Annotated in this window: 16 protein-coding genes and 1 tRNA gene; 8 read left to right on the top strand and 9 right to left on the bottom strand. The window is 64.6% G+C overall.

Annotated elements, in window-relative coordinates:
• From JWM94_RS12885 to dapA, 7 genes are all read right to left on the bottom strand, one after another.
• Positions 1 to 1,922 (bottom strand): ATP-binding protein (locus tag JWM94_RS12885; protein ID WP_299427605.1); only part of this gene is annotated, 1,922 nt, incomplete at its 3' end.
• A 248-nt stretch (positions 1,923 to 2,170) separates the two neighbouring features.
• Complete coding sequence (locus JWM94_RS12890; protein WP_299427608.1) at positions 2,171 to 4,195, bottom strand: M13 family metallopeptidase; 2,025 nt, start codon at positions 4,193 to 4,195, stop codon at positions 2,171 to 2,173.
• Positions 4,196 to 4,219: 24 nt separating this feature from the next.
• Complete coding sequence (locus JWM94_RS12895) at positions 4,220 to 6,244, bottom strand: M13 family metallopeptidase (RefSeq protein WP_299427611.1); 2,025 nt, start codon at positions 6,242 to 6,244, stop codon at positions 4,220 to 4,222.
• A 121-nt stretch (positions 6,245 to 6,365) separates the two neighbouring features.
• Positions 6,366 to 6,851 (bottom strand): SsrA-binding protein SmpB, encoded by a 486-nt coding sequence (smpB, locus tag JWM94_RS12900; protein ID WP_299427614.1) that lies wholly within the window; start codon positions 6,849 to 6,851, stop codon positions 6,366 to 6,368.
• A 27-nt stretch (positions 6,852 to 6,878) separates the two neighbouring features.
• Positions 6,879 to 7,487 carry a DUF805 domain-containing protein gene (locus JWM94_RS12905; protein WP_299427618.1) on the bottom strand — a complete coding sequence of 203 codons (609 nt, stop codon included), beginning with the start codon at positions 7,485 to 7,487 and terminating at the stop codon, positions 6,879 to 6,881.
• Positions 7,484 to 8,029 (bottom strand): DUF805 domain-containing protein, encoded by a 546-nt coding sequence (locus JWM94_RS12910; protein ID WP_299427620.1) that lies wholly within the window; start codon positions 8,027 to 8,029, stop codon positions 7,484 to 7,486. Before JWM94_RS12910 ends, JWM94_RS12905 begins: the two co-directional genes overlap by 4 nt.
• Positions 8,026 to 8,907 carry a 4-hydroxy-tetrahydrodipicolinate synthase gene (gene dapA / locus JWM94_RS12915; RefSeq protein ID WP_299427622.1) on the bottom strand — a complete coding sequence of 294 codons (882 nt, stop codon included), beginning with the start codon at positions 8,905 to 8,907 and terminating at the stop codon, positions 8,026 to 8,028. Before dapA ends, JWM94_RS12910 begins: the two co-directional genes overlap by 4 nt.
• Positions 8,908 to 8,984: 77 nt before the next feature.
• Between dapA and JWM94_RS12920 the strand changes: the two genes are divergently transcribed.
• From JWM94_RS12920 to JWM94_RS12935, 4 genes are all read left to right on the top strand, one after another.
• Positions 8,985 to 10,964, top strand: a complete 1,980-nt coding sequence (locus JWM94_RS12920) for a lytic transglycosylase domain-containing protein (RefSeq protein ID WP_299427624.1) — start codon at positions 8,985 to 8,987, stop codon at positions 10,962 to 10,964.
• Positions 10,965 to 10,967: 3 nt separating this feature from the next.
• Positions 10,968 to 11,453 (top strand): transcription elongation factor GreB, encoded by a 486-nt coding sequence (greB, locus tag JWM94_RS12925; protein ID WP_299427648.1) that lies wholly within the window; start codon positions 10,968 to 10,970, stop codon positions 11,451 to 11,453.
• A gap of 78 nt (positions 11,454 to 11,531) precedes the next feature.
• Positions 11,532 to 11,915: a DoxX family protein gene (locus tag JWM94_RS12930; protein WP_299427627.1), complete on the top strand. Its 384-nt coding sequence runs from the start codon at positions 11,532 to 11,534 to the stop codon at positions 11,913 to 11,915.
• A 176-nt stretch (positions 11,916 to 12,091) separates the two neighbouring features.
• Positions 12,092 to 12,370, top strand: coding sequence for an acylphosphatase (locus JWM94_RS12935; protein ID WP_299427630.1), 279 nt, complete (start codon positions 12,092 to 12,094; stop codon positions 12,368 to 12,370).
• On the opposite strand, the gene JWM94_RS12940 is transcribed toward JWM94_RS12935, so the two are convergent.
• Positions 12,360 to 13,112, bottom strand: a complete 753-nt coding sequence (locus JWM94_RS12940) for a methyltransferase (protein WP_299427633.1) — start codon at positions 13,110 to 13,112, stop codon at positions 12,360 to 12,362. The two genes, JWM94_RS12935 and JWM94_RS12940, sit on opposite strands and share 11 nt — an antisense overlap.
• Before the next feature lie 303 nt (positions 13,113 to 13,415).
• Between JWM94_RS12940 and JWM94_RS12945 the strand changes: the two genes are divergently transcribed.
• Entirely contained in the window at positions 13,416 to 14,150 is a 735-nt protein-coding gene (locus JWM94_RS12945) for a hypothetical protein (RefSeq protein ID WP_299427636.1), read from the top strand.
• A gap of 2 nt (positions 14,151 to 14,152) precedes the next feature.
• Here the strand turns inward: JWM94_RS12945 and ettA are convergent, their stop codons facing one another.
• Positions 14,153 to 15,826, bottom strand: a complete 1,674-nt coding sequence (ettA, locus tag JWM94_RS12950) for an energy-dependent translational throttle protein EttA (RefSeq protein ID WP_299427639.1) — start codon at positions 15,824 to 15,826, stop codon at positions 14,153 to 14,155.
• 159 nt (positions 15,827 to 15,985) lie between these two features.
• Between ettA and JWM94_RS12955 the strand changes: the two genes are divergently transcribed.
• The 3 genes from JWM94_RS12955 (at position 15,986) to JWM94_RS12965 (ending at position 17,844) form a co-directional block, all read left to right on the top strand.
• Positions 15,986 to 17,389 (top strand): M20/M25/M40 family metallo-hydrolase, encoded by a 1,404-nt coding sequence (locus JWM94_RS12955; RefSeq protein WP_299427642.1) that lies wholly within the window; start codon positions 15,986 to 15,988, stop codon positions 17,387 to 17,389.
• 56 nt (positions 17,390 to 17,445) lie between these two features.
• A complete protein-coding gene (locus JWM94_RS12960) occupies positions 17,446 to 17,703 on the top strand; it encodes a hypothetical protein (protein ID WP_299427645.1) in 258 nt (85 codons plus the stop codon).
• A gap of 64 nt (positions 17,704 to 17,767) precedes the next feature.
• Positions 17,768 to 17,844, top strand: a tRNA-Pro gene (locus tag JWM94_RS12965).
• Positions 17,845 to 18,144 lie beyond the last annotated feature (300 nt).

Consider the following 18,144-nt stretch of genomic DNA (forward strand, 5'->3'; position numbering starts at 1 on the left):
GGCCGGCTGTCGGCAAAGATGTACCCGCCCGATTGCATGACGATGCCGAACACCGTGGAAAGTCCTAGACCGGTGCACTTGCCCACTTCCGTGGTGGTGAAGAACGGCTCGAAGATCTTGCCGACGATGTCGGGCGGGATGCCGATTCCGGTATCGGCAATTTCGAGCAGCGAATAATCGGCGATCGGCAGAATGTCGTTGCCGAGCTTGCGGACGTCGGCGGCGGTGACCGCGCGGCTGGTGATAGTCAGCGTGCCGCCGCTCGCGTCCTTCGCCAGCATCGCATCGCGCGCGTTGACCGCGAGGTTGACGACGACTTGTTCCAACTGCCCCGGGTCGGCGCGGACGGCGCCGAGGTTGCGCCCGTGACGCACCTCGAGCTTCACCGTTTCGCCCATCAAGCGCTTGAGCAGCTGCGACACTTCGGAAATCACGTCGGGCAATTGCAGCACTTGCGGCCGCAACGTTTGCTGACGGCTGAACGCCAGCAATTGCCGCGTCAGGCTGGCGGCGCGGTTCGAGTTGGCCTTGACCTGCTGGATGTCGTCATAATCGCTGTCGCCGGGCGAATGGCGCATCAGCATCAGGTCGCAATGCCCGATGATCGCGGTCAGGATATTGTTGAAATCGTGCGCCACGCCGCCCGCGAGTTGGCCGACCGCCTGCATCTTGGTTGCTTGCGCGACTTCGCGCTTGAGCCGAGTCTCCTCGCCATTGTCCTTCAGGCTGAGCAGCACCGCCGCATCGCCCAGTCCACGCGCGCCCGCGATGGTCAGCGCGACTGGTTCGTCGGGATGGTCCTTCAGCCGGATCGCCATGTCGGTCGAATGCGTCGCGCCATTGGCAAACTTGCGGATCGCGTCGGCGACCGCGGCCTTGTCCTCGCGCACGACGAGGTCGCCCGGGTAGAGCGGCGGCTGCGCGGCATCGACTTGGGCGGCGCGGACGAACGGGTCGTTCATCTGCACGAAGCGCCCGTCGCGATCGACCAAGGCGAGCCCGACCGGGAGCAGCGAGATCAGGCTTTTGACGTGCGCCGCGGCGCTCGCACCGATCGCGGGCTGGCCGCTTTCCTCCTCGTCGAGCATGACGACGAGGATCGGCGCGTCGTCGCCGTCGAGGAACGGGATTTGCAGGACGCGTAAGGGGTTGCCCTTGGCGCCCTCGCGCTCGAACCGCGCTCGCCCCTTCGCATCGACTGATAGGAAGCGCGCGAAGTCGCGGCCGACCACGACCGCTTCTTCATGCCCCATCGACCGCTCGCGCAACACGCGGTTGGCCGCGAGCAATTTGCCGTCGGGCGCGATCAACGCCGCCATGATCCCTGCGGCGGCGAGGCGGTCGCCGGTCGGCCCGGCGACCAAGGATTGCACGTTGGTGGCGAGGTCGAGCCCCTGCGCCTCGTGAAAGCGCCAGACCAGCATGTCCTCGGCCTCACCGGCGCGCTCGATCTGGACGGCAAGTGGGGCACCGCGCGTGGTGATGCGGTCGAGCTGTGCCGATCCGTCGCGCCATGCAGTGCGACCGGCGCTAGCGAGGTCGGCGGCGCCGGTGCCGTCGAGCGGTAAACTAGGCGGCGTCGGATAGCCTCCGAAGCGCGCCTTGTAGCGTTCGTTGGCGCAGATCAGCCGCCCGGCGCGGTCGGTCACAGCGAGCGCGTCGTCGCTGGCGGCGGCGAGCGTGCGTGCGACGCTCCAGTCAGTTTCGCTCGTCTCGGCGGCGGCCGTGGAGCCAAGCCGCGACCAGACGAACGCCGTCCCGGCCAGCACCAGCATCGCAGCGGCGAATCCGCCCGCAATCGCCGCGCTCTTGAGCACGAGCAGCGCGATCAATCCTGCGCCGAGGCCGCATACGACCGCGACGATCAACGCCTGGCGCTGGCCGGAGGTAGCAGAAGCTGAGGGGACGGGTCGCGAAGCCATGGAGGTTCTTGTGGCGCTGTCGGGGTGGAGGTCAAGCGCCGCGCTACGCCTCCCACCGTCGCCCCCGCGAAAGCGGGGGCCCAGCTCCAGGTTTATCCTCCCCGGTCGCGGTCGCGTTTGCTGTTGTCGGCGGAAGCTGGGTCCCCGCTTTCGCGGGGATGACGATCATTTTACATCGGAGGGAAAAGAAAACGCCGCCGGCGAGTTTCCCCACCGGCGGCGCTCTTATCCCCGCTCGGGGAAGCTCGTTACCAGATCCGGACGCGCTGCTCCGGCGCCAGATACAGTTTCTGCCCCGCCGCCGGTTTGAACGCGGCGTACCATGGGTCCATGTTGCGTACGATGTTCGCGCGCTGCTCGGACGGGCTGTGCGGATCGGTCAGCAAGCGCTGGCGCAAGGTCGCCTCGCGATAGCTGCGCCGCCACACCTGCGCCCAGCCGAGATAGAAGCGCTGGTCACCGGTATAGCCGCCGATCACCGGTGCCGGCTTGCCGCCCAGCGTCTTGTGATAAGCGTCGTACGCCACCGACAGGCCGGCCAGATCGGCGCTGTTCTCGCCGAGCGTCAGCGCGCCCTTGACGTGCATGCCCGGAAGCGGCTCGTACGCGTCATATTCCGCGACCAGCATCGCCGACAGTTTCTTGAACGCCGCGACATCGGCGTCGGTCCACCATTGGGTCAGCTTGCCGGTCTTGTCGTACTTGGCGCCCTGATCGTCGAAATGATGGCTCAATTCGTGCCCGATCACCGCGCCGATTCCGCCATAATTGACCGCGGCGTCGGCGTTCGGATCGAAGAACGGCGGCTGCAGGATCGCCGCCGGGAAGACGATCTCGACCATGCCGAAATTGGCATAGGCGTTGACCGTCATCGGGGTCATGCCCCACTCCCAGCGCTGGAGCGGCTTGCCGAGGTGGCCGACGTCATAATCGTGCTGCCATTGATTGGCGCGCCATTCGTTGCCGAACGCATCGCCCTTGGTCATCTTGAGCGAAGAGTAATCCTTCCACCTTGACGGATAACCGATCTTGGGCGTGAAGGCGGCGAGCTTTTCGTGCGCCTTGACCTTGGTCTCGGGCGCCATCCAGGTCAGCTTGTCGATCCGCTGTCCCATCGCGGCGATGATGTTCTTGACCAAAGTATCGGCCGCCGCCTTGGTTGCCGGCGGGAAGTATTTCGCCGCATAGATCTTGCTAACCTCGTCGTCGATCGCGCCGGTGGTGAACTGGACGCCGCGCTTCCACCGCGCTTGCTGTTCGGGCGTGCCCGACAGCGTCTTGCCGTAGAACGCGAACTGCTCGTCATCGAATTGCTGCGGCAGGACGTCGGCATAACCGTCCAGGCTGCGCACCATCAACTGGTCGCGCAACACGCCGATCGGCGCATCGGCCACCAATTTTGCGATACCCGTCACCGCGCTTGGCTGCGACACCACGACCGAATCGACCGGCGCACCAAGCCCCTTGAAATAGCTCGCGAAGGCGAAGCCCGGCGCGGATTTCTCCAGATCGGCGACGGTCATCTTGTTGTACGTCTTGTCGGCGTCGCGGCTGTCGATCCGGGTCCAGCTGACTTTGGCGATCTCGGTCTCGAAATCGACCAGCGCTTTGGCGCGCGGGTCGGCATCGGTTTCGCCCGCCATCGTCAGCACCTTGGCGATGTGCGCCTGGTAGGCCGTCTTCATCTCGGCCAGCTTGGCGTCGGCCGACAGGTAATAGTCGCGGTCGGGCAAACCGAGGCCCGACTGGCTGAGGCCGAGCACATAGACTTCGGGGTTCTTGTCGTCCTGACCGACATACGCGCCGAACGGACCGCGGACGCCGCCCGCCGACGCTTCGGCGAGCAACGCCGGGTACCCGGCCTTGTCGACTGCCTTGATCCTGGCAAGCCAGGGCTGGATCGGCGCCATTCCCTTGGCGTCGATCGCGGGACGATCGAGGAAGGTCGAATAGGCGACGCCGATCTTCGAATTGGGATCGCTCGCCGCGGTTTCGAGGATGCCCTTGGTGCGTTCTTCGGACAGGTCCGACAACAGGTTGAACGCGCCGTAATTGGATTTGTCGGCGGGGATCGGCGTGTTCTTCGCCCACATGCCGTTGCCGAACGCGTAGAAATTGTCGCCCGGGGCGACGGTCTTGTCCATGCCGGCTTCATCGAACCCGAATGTGCCGAATTGGGGCTTGCCGGCGGGAGTCGCGGCGACGGTCTGTTGCGCCAGCGCGGCGCCGCCCAAGGCGGTCGCGGCAAGAAGGGCAAAGGCGAAGGGTTTCATGGGAGGGATCCTTTGGGTTCTCGATTACCAGATGCGGACGCGCTGATCGGGCGCGAGATACAATTTCTGCCCCGGGGCGGCTTTGAACGCCGCGTACCACGGATCCATGTTGCGGACGATCCAGCTGCGCTGCTCGCTCGGGCTATGCGGATCGGTCAGCAGGCGCTGGCGCAAGTTCGCCTCGCGGTAATTGCGCCGCCACACCTGCGCCCAGCCGAGATAGAAGCGCTGATCGCCGGTATAGCCGCCGATCACCGGTGCCGGCTTGCCGCCGAGCGAGCGGTGATAGGCGTCGTACGACGCGCTCAACCCCGCGAGGTCGGCGCTGTTTTCGCCCAGTGTCAACGCGCCCTTGACGTGCATGCCCGGGAGCGGTTCGTATTTGTCATATTCGGCGACAAGATCGCCGCTCAACTTCTTGAAATTGGCGATGTCCGAATCGGTCCACCATTGCGTCAGCTTGCCGTGGAGATCGAACTTCGACCCCTGATCGTCGAAATGGTGGCTCATTTCGTGGCCGATCACCGCGCCGATCCCGCCATAATTGATCGCCGGATCGGCGTTGGGATCGAAGAACGGCGGCTGGAGGATCGCCGCGGGAAAGGTGATCGCGACCAATGTGGGGTTGGCCTGCGCGTTCACCGTCATCGGGGTCATCCCCCATTCCCAGCGATAGATGCCCTTGCCCAATTTGGCGCGATTATAATCGTACGCCCATTGGTTGGCGCGCCATTCGTTGCCGAACGCGTCGCCCTTGACGATGTCGAGCGACGCGTAATCGCGCCACGTCGTCGGATAGCCGATCCGCGGCGTGAATGCGGCGAGCTTGGCGTGCGCCTTCACCTTGGTCTCGGGCGCCATCCAGGTCAGTTTGTCGATGCGGACATTCATCGCGGCGATGATGTTCTTGACCAATCGGTCCGCCGCCGCCTTCGTCGCGGGCGGGAAGTATTTGGCGACATAGACCTTCGAAACGTCGTCGGTCAGCGCGCCGCTGGTGAATTGCACCGCGCGCTTCCAGCGTTCCTGCTGCTGCGGCGTGCCCGACAGGACGGTGCCGTAGAAGGCGAACTGCTCTTGATCGAACGCCTTGGGCAGCACGTCGGCATAACCGTCGAGGCTGCGGATCAGCAATTGATCCTTGAGCACTTGCAGCGGAGTCGATCCGACCAGCGCGGCGATGCCGGTGATCGCGCTCGGCTGGCCGACAATGACCTCGGTCGCCCCGGTCGTCCGGAAATACGTGGCGAAATCGAACCCGGGCGCCGACTTCGCCAGATCGGCGACGGTCATCTTGTTGTAGGTCTTGTCGGCGTCGCGGCTCTCGATCCGCGTCCAGCTCGCCTTGGCGATCGCGGTTTCGAAATCGACGATGGCTTGCGCGCGCGGGCCGGCATTGGCTTCGCCCGCCAGCGTCAGCATCTTGCGGATGTGCCCGACATAGGCGGCCTTGGCCTCGGCCAGCTTGGGATCGGCGCTGAGGTAATAGTCGCGGTCGGGCAGCCCGAGCCCCGACTGGCGCAGCGCGACGGCGTAGACGTCAGGATTCTTGGCGTCCTGCGTCACCCCGCTGCCGAACGGCGTGCCGACCCCGGCGCGGCTCGCTTCGACGAGCAGCGCGGCATAGCCGTCCTTCGAATTCAGCCCGGCGATCTTGTCGAGCCACGGCTTGATCGGGTTCAGGCCCTTCGCCTCGATCGCGGCGGTGTCGAGATAGGTCGCGTAGGTCCGTCCGATCTTCGAGTTGGGGTTGGCGGCGGCGGTCTCGAGTAGCCCGCGCGTGCGCTTGTCGGACAGATCCTGCAGCACCTCGAACGCGCCGAAATTGGATTTGTCGGCGGGGATCGGCGTGGTCTTTGACCAAGTCCCGTTGGCGAAGCCGTAGAAATCGTCGCCCGGCGCGACGCTCTTGTCCATGCCCGCAAAATCGAAGCCGAACGTGCCATAGGTCGGCTTGCCCGTGGTGACCGCGGCCGGGGCGGCGGATTGCGCGACGGCGACGCTGCCCAAGGCGGTTGCCGCGAGCAAGGCGAGTGCGATAGGCTTCATGGCCGTGTCCCTCTTAATCCTGGATGGGAAGCCGGTCGCCACGAGTCTCTCGCGCGCCACTTCCTTATGACGTCGCGTGTTTTACGCCGGTGATACGCCCAGTCAATCGCCCGAAATGGCGTCAGCCGCGGTCGCGCATGATGCGGCCGGCTTCCTTCTTCCAGTCCCGTTCCTTGATATGCTCGCGCTTGTCGTGTGCCTTGCGGCCCTTCGCCAGCGCCAGTTCGAGCTTCGCGCGCCCCTGTGAATTGAAATAGATCATCAAGGGCACGAGCGTCATGCCATCGCGCGCGACCGCGCCGTGCAGCCGGTTGATCTCGCGTTCGTGGAGCAGCAGCTTGCGCCGCCGCTTGGGCTCGTGATTGAAGCGGTTGCCGTGGCTGAATTCGGGAATGTTCGAATTGATCAGCCACACGCCACCATCGGCCGTGACCTCGGCATAGCTCTCCGCGATCGACCCCTCGCCGCCGCGCAGAGATTTTACTTCGGTTCCGGTCAGCGCGATGCCGGCCTCGTACGTCGTGTCGATCATGTAATCGAACCGCGCGCGCCGGTTTTCGGCGACGATCTTCTTCTTGTCGAACGTGGCGGGCTTGGGACGCGGCATGGGACGCGCGATGTAGGCGCGCGCTTGTTAGAACGCCAGCGGATCCTCGCCGTAACGGTTCGCACCCTGGGTTCCCGGCAGGCAAAGGAAGACGATCAGCACGATCATCAGCAGGAAGCCGACCATCCCGAGCAGCCACACACCGCCGAACGACTGCATCGCCGGCAACATCGCCGCGTTTACCTGATCGGGCGTCATGCCGGGCTTCACCTTGCCGATCACGTCGAAGAAGCGCGGAAAGGCCGACAGGTAGAGCAACGGCGTGACGATGTGCACCGCGAACACCGGCGACGCCCACCAGCCCGACCGATCGCCGTCGTGCAGCCGCCGCACCACCGCCGCGGCGATCAGGGCGAGCCAGATCAGCGTCACGACGACCGAAAACACCATGATGTTGCTGACCATCGGCGTGATCATCTGCATGACCAGTTCGGGATGGTCGTCGAACCGATGCGGATCGCCCTGCATCATCGGCCCCATGCGATCGAACATCGACATCATGATCGGGATCATCACGACCATGCCCACGACCATCTGGACGGCATAGACGATTAGGATCCACAGCCAGAACGGCTGACGATTTTCGCGCCCGGAAAATGTGGCGAGTCCGGTGATGTGGCGGCCCAGCAGGTTCATCGTGAATCTCCCCCGTTTGCGGACGGCCCATACCGGTTATCGCCCGGTTGGCTCGCCATGCAGCACAAAATAACAAGCATCAGGAGCGATGCCAAATAGGCCAGATTGTTCAGGAGGATCGGTCCGAACAGCGGCGGCATGCCCGACATGGCGTCGGTCGCGCCCGGCGTTTGCGTATCCGCCTGAATCGCAGTGAACATGCGAGCCATCATCGCCATGCCGCTCATCAGGAACAACGGTGCAGGAATACCCCACCAGCCCGAACGCCCGCTGTCGTGCAATCGGCGAGCGACGGCAGCGGCGAGCAGCACGATAACGGTCAGAGATATAACGCCCATGACAATCGGCGCCATTGCGAAATTGAGCGGCGCCGCCTCGATCGGCCCTGTCATAATTATTCCAACGAATGCGGTCATGAAGACTGTCCAGATCACCATTGCAGCCCCAACAACCGAGAGTACCCACAGCCAGAATGGCTGTCGCGTTTCCCGACCTGCAAAGCTGAACAGCGAACGTCGATGCTCGCTCCATAGCGCAATCACAGCCCCGCCCCCGCCATTGCCACATCAACCGCCGCGCGCGCCGCCTCCCCCGCCTCGGTCATCGGCAGGCGGAGGTGGAGCGGCCAGCCGGGCTTGATCTTGCCCAGCGCGTATTTGACCGGGCCGGGCGAGGCATCGGTGAACATCGCGATGTGCAGTGGATAGAGGCGGTCGTGGAGGGCGCGCGCCTTGGCGATATCGCCCGCCGCCCATGCCGCCTGGAAATCGGCGCAGAGCCGCGGCGCGACGTTGGCGGTGACCGAGATGCAGCCGGTGCCGCCCATCGCGTTGAACGCGAGCGCGGTCTCGTCATTGCCCGAGAGTTGGATGAAATCCGGCCCGCAGCCCAGCCGCTGTTCGGTAACCCTGCCGAGCGATCCGGTGGCATCCTTCACGCCGATGAAGATGTCGGGAAACGCGGTGACGATCCGCGCCATCGTCGCCGGCTGAATGTCGGTCACGGTGCGCCCGGGAACGTTGTAGAGCACGACCGGCAGCGGGGTTTCGCGCGCGATCGCTTCGAAATGGCGGAAGATACCCTCCTGGCTCGGGCGGTTGTAATACGGCGGCACCATCAGCGCCGCGTCGGCGCCGGCCGCCTTGGCGGCGTGGACATTGGCGATCGCGACGCGGGTGTCGTTGGAGCCCGCGCCCGCCAGGATCGGCACGCGGCCATTGGCTTGATCGGCGCAGATGCGGACCACCGCGAAATGCTCGTCATAGCTCAGCGTTGCCGCCTCCCCGGTGGTCCCGACCGGGACCAGCCCGGCCGACCCTTCCGCGATTTGCCATTCGACCAAATCACGAAACGCGCCCTCCACAAATGCCCCGTCCGCCGCGAACGGCGTGACCAAGGCCGGGATCGATCCCGAAAACATGCCTAAAAACTCCTTATCCGCGCCGAAATCGCGGTTTTTCGCCTGACAGATACGGGGCGATTGCCTATGCTGTCCACATGATCGCGTCATGGATCAAGACCGGCCTGTTCGCCGCCGCTTTGTCGGGGATGGCGGCGACCGGCTACGCGTTCCAGGATCAGTTCGAAAAAGCCAAGGCGCTGCTGGCCGGCAGCGCCGCCGATCCGACCAACACGTCGCTGTCGGCGGCGATTACCGAGTGGCGATCGCTGAGCGCGACGAGCAATGCGCCGTTCGACAGCTATGCACGGTTCATGCTCGCGCATCCGGGCTGGCCGGGCGAGACTCAAATGCGGCGTAATGCCGAAGTCGCACTCGGCCAGGGGACGTTCTCGGCATCGACCGCGGTCGCCTTCTTCCGCCGCTTCCCGCCGCAAAATGCCGCCGCCTGGGAGCGCTTCGCGCAGGCGCTCAACGGCACGGGCTTTCGCGACGAGGCGAAAAGCGCGGCACGCAACGGCTGGGTTATGGGCCTTCTGTCGAACGGCGATGAAGCCTTCGTGCTGGCGACTTTCCCCGACGCGCTGACCACCGCCGATCACGACGCGCGGATGGATCAGTTGCTGTGGCAGGGTCAGACGGCAGCCGCGGGACGGCAAATCCTGCTAACCAGCGCGGCCAAGCGGCCGCTGTTCCAGGCGCGGCTCGATCTGCGTATCGCCGCCTCGACGGCAGGCGGCGCCGATGCGCTCGGCGCGGGCGATCCGGGGTATCTTGCCGACAAGGCGATCTGGCTGGCCAATTCCGGCGCGGGGTCGTCGGCGCGCGCGCTGCTCGCGCGTCCGCACAATTTCACGATCCGCCCGACCGACGTCGATCGCTGGTACGATCTGCTGCTCAAGAACGCCCGCGCCGCGATCGCGGCGGGCGAAGCGAGCATCGCTTACAATATCGCCAGCCAGGTCGACGACGCCTATCCGGCGGGCACCGACGTGTCGCTCCGCCCGTTCGGGGAGCGCGATCCCTATACCGACCTCGTCTGGCTCGCTGGGCAGACCGCGATGAAGCGGCTCGGGCGCCCGGGCGATGCCGCGGCGATGTTCGTTCGATACACCGGCGGGTCGCGGTCGACCGCGCTCAAGTCGAAGGGCTTCTATTGGGCCGGTCGCGCCGCGGAAGCCGCCGGCCGGGCGGACGAATCGCGTGGCTATCTCGGCCGCGCGTCGGCGTATCGCGACCAATTCTATGGCCAGCTCGCCACCGAACGGCTCGGGCTGCCGATGGTGGCGCCGACCGATGCGATCACGCGGCCGGTCGATCCCGCTGTCCGCGCCGCCTTCTACCAGAGCGAAGTCGTCCGGGCCGCGCAATTCCTTGGCACGATCGGTCAGCACGAAGATCAGTCGGCGTTCGTCCGCCAGATCGCCAACGCCGCCAACAGCGAGAGCGACCATGTCCTCGCCGCCGAACTGGCGCGGATGCTCAGCCGTCCCGATCTCGCGGTGATGGTCGGGCGGAGCGCGCTGTTGAACGGCGTCAGCGACTACACGCTGACCGGCTTCCCGACCGTCAACATCCCGGCCACCGCAACCGGCAGCTGGAGCATCGCGCACGGCATCATGCGGCAGGAAAGCCAGTTCGACCGCGCCCTCGTCAGCCGCGTCGGCGCGCGCGGGATGATGCAGCTGATGCCCGGCACCGGGCGCGAGCAGGCCGGCAAGCTCGGCGTCGCGTGGGATTCGGGCATGCTGCTGTCGAGCACCGATTACAACATTCAGCTCGGCACCGCGTATTTCCAGCGGCTCTACGACATGTACGGCAGCTATCCGCTCGCGGTCGCGGCGTACAATGCCGGGGGCGGCAACGTGAACAAATGGCTCGCGGCGAACGGCGATCCGCGCACCGGCACGGTCGACTGGATCGACTGGATCGAGGCGATCCCGTTCGACGAGACCAAGCGCTACGTCCAGCATGTGCTCGAGAATGCGGTGGTCTATGACCTGATCAACCCGCAACGCGCGACCTCGACGGGCAACGCGCGGCTGAGCTGGTATCTCGGCAACAAGCGACCGGGCTGAGCGATTACCGACCGCCCCAATTACATCACGCCAGCGGGGTTCGCGGCGCTGCGCGCCGAATATCAGCACCTGCTGTCCGACGAACGTCCCAAGCTGGTCGAGGTGATTTCCTGGGCCGCGGGCAACGGCGACCGGTCGGAGAATGGCGATTACATCTATGGCCGCCAGCGGCTGCGCCAGATCGACCGGCGGCTCGGCTGGCTGGCCAAGCGGATGAAGGCGGCCAAGGTCGTCGATCCCGCCGCCGCGCCCGACCGCACCCGCGTGTTCTTCGGTGCGACCGTCACCATTGCCGACGAGGACGATAACCAACTCATTCTTACGCTCGTCGGCGACGACGAAACCGATGCGCGGCAAGGGCTGATCGGTTGGGGGTCGCCCTTCGCCCGCGCGCTTCGCGGCAGCGCGGTCGGCGACGTGCGGCGCGTCGCCTTGCCCGCGGGCGAAAAGGAATATGAGGTAATCGCGATCGCCTATCCGCCCGCGTAACGGAGCGTTTCCGTCCGCTGGATGGTTGTTCGGCCGACGCCGCGCTAGATCGGTGAGCGAAACGAATAGGAGAACCCCATGCCCATCCCCGCCACCTGGTCACCGCAACTGCTGTCGCTGCTCCGCATCGTCGCGGGGCTCGCCTTCATGGCTCACGGCATTTCCAAATTCTTCGGCATCCCGCCCTTCCCCATGCCGCTCAACGGCTTGTTGACCGTGGCGGGTGCGCTCGAGCTGGTCGGCGGTGCGCTGATCCTGATCGGGCTGTTCACGCGGCCGGTGGCGTTCGTCCTGTCGGGCCAGATGGCGGTCGCCTATTTCATGTTCCACGCGCCCAAGGGCTTCTTCCCGTCGGCCAATATGGGCGAAGCGGCGATGCTGTTTTGCTTCATCTTCCTCTACCTCGCCGCCGCGGGCGCGGGCCCGTGGAGCGTCGATGCGATGCGGACAAAAGCCGCATAACCACAGACGTTTCACCGGCAACCATTCGGTTCGGCGCGCTACACGCTCCGCTGTCGCCAGGCCGCGCCGCGCGCGCGCCGAACCGTCGCGGCGGACCGCCCGGGCGGACCGGAACGGTGATAGCATCCCCGGCGACGGGCGCGATCAACGCGCCGTCGGGTCAAGGGGTTGAATTTATGGGCGTGATGCAACGCGTCGTTGTGTCGGGTAAGGTCCACCAAGTGGGGTTCCGCGACTATACCATTCGCAAGGCGCAAGCGTTGGGGGTCACCGGCTGGGTGCGCAACCGTCAGGACGGCACGGTCGAAGTCATGGTGTCCGGGGAGGACGAGGCGGTCGCGGCGCTGGTCGAGGCCTGCCGCGAAGGCCCGCCGCTGTCGCGGGTCGACCATGTCGAGGCCTTCGTCGAGGACGGCCAGCCGGTGAAGGGGTTCACCAAGCGGTTTACCGCTTAGCGCGACCCACCGGCTTCACGAACTTCAGCGCATATTGATCGGTCTGGCCGCGAACCTTCGGGTCGAAGATCGGCAGCGTGTGGTCGTCCGATGGACGGCGCAGGAAAGTGCCCTCGGCGACCAGCTTGAACCCGACCGATGTCACTTCGCGGATTACTTGCGCCTTTTCGATGCGGTGGAGCTTCGTGATCCCCGCGACATCGATCCCCGGCGGCGCTTCATGGTCGAGGATGAAGAACGTGCCCCCGGGCTTGAGCGCGTTGAACACGCCGCGATCGAACGCGACCGTATCGACCACGCCGTATTTGGCGATCTTGAGGTCGTGATAATTCTGCGTGACCCAGGCGAGATCGAGCGGCTTGGCGAAGCGCACCGTGCCGAACGCCGCCGCTTCGATCGAGACGTTGCCGCCCGTGGCATCGATCACCGCCTTGTCGGACTTGGGATCGTCCCAGCGCAGATTCTCCATGCCGTATACGTGGCCCTTCGGTCCGACGACATCGCTCAGCATCCGCGTGAAATAGCCGCCGCCGGGATAGAATTCGCCGACCGTCATGCCGGGTTTCACTCCCGCAAAGGCCAGCGTCTCGGCGGGCTTGCGATTGGCGTCGGTCGCGCGATCCTCCGCGGGCCGCGTGGTGTCGGCGACGGCGGCGGTGACGTAGGCCGGCATGGCGGGCGCGGCGGCGTAAATCGCGACCGGCGCGGCGGTGACCAATATGGCGATGAGCGTGCGGCGCATAAGAATCCTCTCCATCGCGACTCGTTCCGGCGCGAATGTTCCCAATGTTCGCACTGGCCATGGGCTTGCTGGCCGGTGCATCGAGCGGAAGGGAACTGTGCGCCGATCGCAGCGACGAAGATGACATAATCGCGGCGTGTAGGAAAATGGATTTGCGGGGAGAATTCCGGAGCCCAAGCGGTGTTTCTCGCAATGAGGCGTCGTTTTTTGAAAAATCCCAGCCTGCTGTCAAAAATATTCGGGCGATTTGGTATCCGCACCTAGTTGTTGACGAGCCGCCCTCACTTGCTCACCCTTAGGCGGATGACGCCAATTGATCGCTATGCGCAGCTTAAAGCACTTTCCGTCAGCGTGCCGGATCTAGGCGCCGGTCGGCTGGCAAAAGCTCCGTCTGATCCCGACGCACTTCGTTGGCTCGGAATGTTAACTGCTATTGTACGGAAACAGAAAGAATCGGCGGATCACATCCTGCTAGACATGGCCGCTAATCGTCTTGGCACTATGAGCCATGATGCAAGTGTGAGTGAAATCATGCTAATATTTTATCGGGCTTTGGCTTTGGCCGAACTCGAGGCACCAGAAGCCGCCCGCGGTTCATTCATTGCAGTTGGCAATACTCACGACGCCTATGTCGCAGTATCAAGCCTACTTCAGTCTGCCACTGAATCTGTTCTGATAGTTGATCCTTATTTAGATGGCTCAATAATAAATAAGTTTGTGCTGTCAGCGGGCGAGAATGTTTCCGTTATGCTCCTTTCAGATAGCAAATCCGTCTATCCTAATTTGCTTCCGGCTTTGAATGCCTTCGTGCAGCAGTATGGCAACAAGCGTCCCATCGAGGCCCGCGTTTCTCCGCCTCGTTCTCTTCATGACCGCCTCATCATCCTAGATTCGAAAGAAGCTTGGGATCTCAGCCAATCACTCAAGGATTTAGCTACGCGTTCGCCAGCCGCGATCGCTCGCACAGATAACGATCTGTCGGGGTTAAAGATCGCTCATTATCAGACCGAATGGCAACAGGGTACGATGCTCGCCTAAGACTACCTGGTCAGCTTCTTATATGCCAGCGCCGTAGGCCGATCCGCGGCATCGCCCAGACGGCGCCGCTTATCCTCCTCATAGCTCTCAAAATTCCCCTCGAACCACTCGACATGGCTGTTCCCCTCGAACGCCAGGATGTGCGTGCACAGACGGTCGAGGAAGAAGCGGTCGTGGCTGATCACCACCGCGCAGCCGGCGAAATTCTCGATCGCTTCCTCAAGCGCGCCGAGCGTTTCGACGTCCAGATCGTTGGTCGGTTCGTCGAGCAGCAACACGTTGCCGCCGCGCTTGAGCATCTTGGCGATGTTGACGCGGTTGCGTTCGCCGCCCGACAGCTTGCCGACATTCTTCTGCTGGTCGGCGCCCTTGAAGTTGAACGCGCCGACATAGGCGCGGGTCGACTGGTCGAAGCCGTTGATCTTCATCGAATCGAGCCCGTCGGAGATTTCCTCCCAGACGTTCTTCGAAGGATCGAGATGATCGCGGCTCTGATCGACATAGCCCAGCCGCACTGTCGTGCCCTTTTCGATCGTGCCCTCATCGGGCGTCTCGGTGCCGATGATCATCTTGAACAAGGTCGATTTGCCCGCGCCGTTCGGCCCGATCACGCCGACGATCCCGCCCGCGGGCAGCGTGAACGAGAGGTTCTCGAACAGCAACTTGTCGCCGTAAGCCTTGGACAGATTCTCGACCTCGATCACCTTGCCGCCCAGCCGCTCGGGCACCTGGATGACGATCTGGGCGCCGCTCGGCCTGCGGTTCTTCTGCGTTTCGACGAGCTCTTCGAACTTGGCGATACGCGCCTTGGACTTGGTCTGGCGCGCCTTGGCACCCTGACGAATCCATTCGAGCTCGTTCTTGATCGCGGTCTGGCGGCTCGATTCTTCGCGATCCTCCTGCTCGAGCCGCTTCGATTTCTTCTCGAGATAGGTCGAATAATTGCCCTCATAAGGGAAGTACTTGCCGCGATCGATTTCGAGGATCCAGTTGACGACGTTATCGAGGAAATAGCGGTCGTGGGTGATCATCAGCACCGCGCCGGCATATTCCTTGAGGTGGTTTTCGAGCCACTCGACGCTTTCGGCATCGAGGTGGTTGGTCGGTTCGTCGAGCAGCAGGATCGACGGCTTCTGGATCAGCAAACGGGTGAGGGCGACGCGGCGCTTTTCACCGCCCGACAGGCTGGTCACGGGCGAGTCCGACGGCGGGCAGCGTAACGCTTCCATTGCCAGTTCGAGCTGGCTGTCGAGGCTCCAGCCGTCGACCGCGTCGATCTTCTGCTGAAGGTCGCCCATTTCGGTACCGAGCGCGTCGAAATCGGCGTCGGGCTCGGCCATCAGCATCCCGATCTCGTTGAACCGCGCGACCAGGTCAGCGGTCTCGCGCGCGCCGTCCTTGACGTTTTCCAGCACGGTCTTGGTCGGGTCGAGTTCGGGCTCCTGCTCGAGATAGCCGACCGTGACGTTCTCGCCCGGCCACGCCTCGCCGCTGAAATCCTTGTCGACGCCCGCCATGATCTTCATCAGCGTCGACTTGCCCGCGCCGTTGGGGCCGACGATGCCGATCTTGGCGCCGTGATAGAATTGCAGATTGATGTTGCTCAGCACCGGCTTCGGGGCGCCGGGGAAGCTCTTGGTCATGTCCTTCATGACGTACGCGTATTGGCCGGCCATGGTGGCGCGTTGCTCCGTGATTGAATTAGCGGGAATTTCGAAGGCGCAGATAGCGATTGGCGTGTGGATTGGAAAGAGGCGGGACGGATGCTCAATCCCACTTCCCGCCGGCCGCGCACGGTTCTAAGCCCCACGCAACCAATCCCCAGGGAGAAAACAATGCGGATCGCCCCCCTCGCGCTTGCCGGCATCGCCGCCCTCGCCGTCCCCGCCATCGCGCAGCGCGCGCTGCCGACCGCGGCGGTCAAGGTCGATCCCGCGGTCGCCAAGGCGCGTGACGCCGCGCTGAAGGACGATGTCGCCTATGACATCGTCGAGGGGCTGACGACCGAAGTCGGTCAGCGGCTGGCGGCGACCGAGGCGGAAGCGCGGGCGCGGGCCTGGGCGGTGGTCAAATTGAAGGCGCTCGGGTTCAAGAACGTTCATATAGAGACCTACATGATGCCGGTCTGGGTGCGCGGCGAGGAGAAGGCCGAGATCGTCGGGCCCTATCCGCAGAAACTGACGCTCGCGGCGCTCGGGCGCTCGGGCGCAACGCCGGCGGAGGGGATTACCGCGCCGGTGATCTATTTCCCCACCTTCAACGATTTGCTCGCGGCGCCCGACGGGAGTCTCACGGGCAAGATCGCATTCGTGTCGAACCAGATGAAGGCGGCGCAGGACGGCAGCGGCTATGGTGCGTACGGCGCGGCGCGGTTCATCGGGCCGAACGTCGCCGCCAAGAAGGGCGCGGCGGCGATCGTCATCCGGTCGATCGGCAGCGACAAGGGCCGCTGGCCGCACACCGGAGGGACCAACTGGGCGCCGGGCGTGACGCCGATCCCCGCCGCGGCCTTGTCGGTTGCGGATGCCGAGCAACTCGAGCGCATCTTCAAGCGCACCGACAAGGTCGTGCTCCACCTGACGCTGACCCCGCGCACGCTGCCCGATGCCGAGTCGGGCAACGTTATCGGCGAAGTGCCGGGGACCGACCCCGCCGCAGGCACGATCGTGGTCGGCGGGCACCTCGACAGCTGGGATCTCGGCACCGGGGCGATCGACGACGGCGCCGGGGTGGCGATCACTACCGCAGCGGCCAAGCGCCTGCTCGACGGCCCGCGCCCGCGCCGCACGGTCCGGATCGTGTGGTTCGGTGCGGAGGAACCTGGCGGGTTCGGCGGTGAGGCTTATGCCAAGGCACACGCCACCGAGAAGTTCGCGCTGGCCGCCGAATCCGATTTCGGCGCCGACAATGTCTGGCGGTTCTCGGTCAATTTCCCCGACAGCGCGAAGGCGATCGGCGACCGGCTCGGCGCTGCGCTCGGCCCGCTGGGGATTGTGCGCAGTCGCGAGGTCGCGGGCGATGGCACCGATGTCGGCCCGCTCTTCAAGCTCGGCGCGTCGGCGGTCGACCTCAACCAGAACGGCATCCGCTATTTCGATTGGCACCACACGCCCGAGGATACGCTCGACAAGGTCGATCTCGAGCAGATGCGCCAGAACGTCGCGGCGTGGACGACGATGCTGTGGATCGTCGCCAACGCGCCGGAGGATTGGGACAAGGCGACGCCCAAAGGCGGTTGATCGCAGTCGCGCCGCGTGGTTATTCCCGCCTCACCGAATTCAACAGGAGAAGCACGATGAAGAAGATCGCTTTCGCCCTTGCCGCTGCCGGCCTGATGTCGCTCGCCGCGTGCCACAAGGCGCCGCCGTCGACCGAAAACACCGCCAGCGCGACCGAATCGGACTTGATGAACAACGCCGCCGCGATGGAAAACGAGGCCAATGCCGCGACCAACAACGCCGCCGCCGCCGCGATGAACAGCGCGACCGCGACCTACAGCAACAGCGTCGACAGCATCCGTGCCGAAGCCGAGGCCGCAAAGAACACCCATTGATCGGTGGGCGGCAGGGTTATCGGCCTTGCCGCCCCCGCTTTTGCTTCCTAGAGCGCCTTCGCGTCGGGGAGTGGCGCAGTCCGGTAGCGCGCCTGCTTTGGGAGCAGGATGTCGCAGGTTCGAATCCTGTCTCCCCGACCATTTTGCGATTTCGGATGCGATAGCGCAGCTATCGAAACCAGAAATCGCGACCGGCGGCGGCGCTCCAGCGCCGTCCGACGACGCGGCTTTGCCGCGGCGCATCTCCTCCGCCTTGCTTTAACGACCCCGGCGCGGCAAAGCCGCGCCGTCAGTCGCAGCTTGCGCTGCGCTGGCCGACCTTGCGCGTCTCGCAAATAGCTTCGCTATTTTCGTGCGCGCGGCGGCGGTGGGGCCTGTAGCTCAACTGGTTAGAGCTGGCCGCTCATAACGGCTAGGTTGCGGGTTCAAGTCCTGCCGGGC

The organism is Sphingomonas bacterium (assembly GCF_028289855.1).
Lineage (GTDB): Bacteria > Pseudomonadota > Alphaproteobacteria > Sphingomonadales > Sphingomonadaceae > Sphingomonas.

Bases quoted from the DNA above. Each gene is read 5' to 3' on its own strand.
- JWM94_RS12895 (WP_299427611.1), bottom strand. From the start codon at position 6,244: ATGAAGCCTATCGCACTCGCCTTGCTCGCGGCAACCGCCTTGGGCAGC.
- ettA (WP_299427639.1), bottom strand. From the start codon at position 15,826: ATGGCCGGCCAATACGCGTACGTCATGAAGGACATGACCAAGAGCTTC.
- smpB (WP_299427614.1), bottom strand. From the start codon at position 6,851: ATGCCGCGTCCCAAGCCCGCCACGTTCGACAAGAAGAAGATCGTCGCC.
- JWM94_RS12955 (WP_299427642.1), top strand. From the start codon at position 15,986: ATGCGGATCGCCCCCCTCGCGCTTGCCGGCATCGCCGCCCTCGCCGTC.
- JWM94_RS12930 (WP_299427627.1), top strand. From the start codon at position 11,532: ATGCCCATCCCCGCCACCTGGTCACCGCAACTGCTGTCGCTGCTCCGC.
- JWM94_RS12945 (WP_299427636.1), top strand. From the start codon at position 13,416: ATGACGCCAATTGATCGCTATGCGCAGCTTAAAGCACTTTCCGTCAGC.
- dapA (WP_299427622.1), bottom strand. From the start codon at position 8,907: ATGTTTTCGGGATCGATCCCGGCCTTGGTCACGCCGTTCGCGGCGGAC.
- JWM94_RS12905 (WP_299427618.1), bottom strand. From the start codon at position 7,487: ATGAACCTGCTGGGCCGCCACATCACCGGACTCGCCACATTTTCCGGG.
- JWM94_RS12940 (WP_299427633.1), bottom strand. From the start codon at position 13,112: ATGCGCCGCACGCTCATCGCCATATTGGTCACCGCCGCGCCGGTCGCG.
- JWM94_RS12935 (WP_299427630.1), top strand. From the start codon at position 12,092: ATGGGCGTGATGCAACGCGTCGTTGTGTCGGGTAAGGTCCACCAAGTG.
- JWM94_RS12890 (WP_299427608.1), bottom strand. From the start codon at position 4,195: ATGAAACCCTTCGCCTTTGCCCTTCTTGCCGCGACCGCCTTGGGCGGC.
- JWM94_RS12920 (WP_299427624.1), top strand. From the start codon at position 8,985: ATGATCGCGTCATGGATCAAGACCGGCCTGTTCGCCGCCGCTTTGTCG.
- JWM94_RS12960 (WP_299427645.1), top strand. From the start codon at position 17,446: ATGAAGAAGATCGCTTTCGCCCTTGCCGCTGCCGGCCTGATGTCGCTC.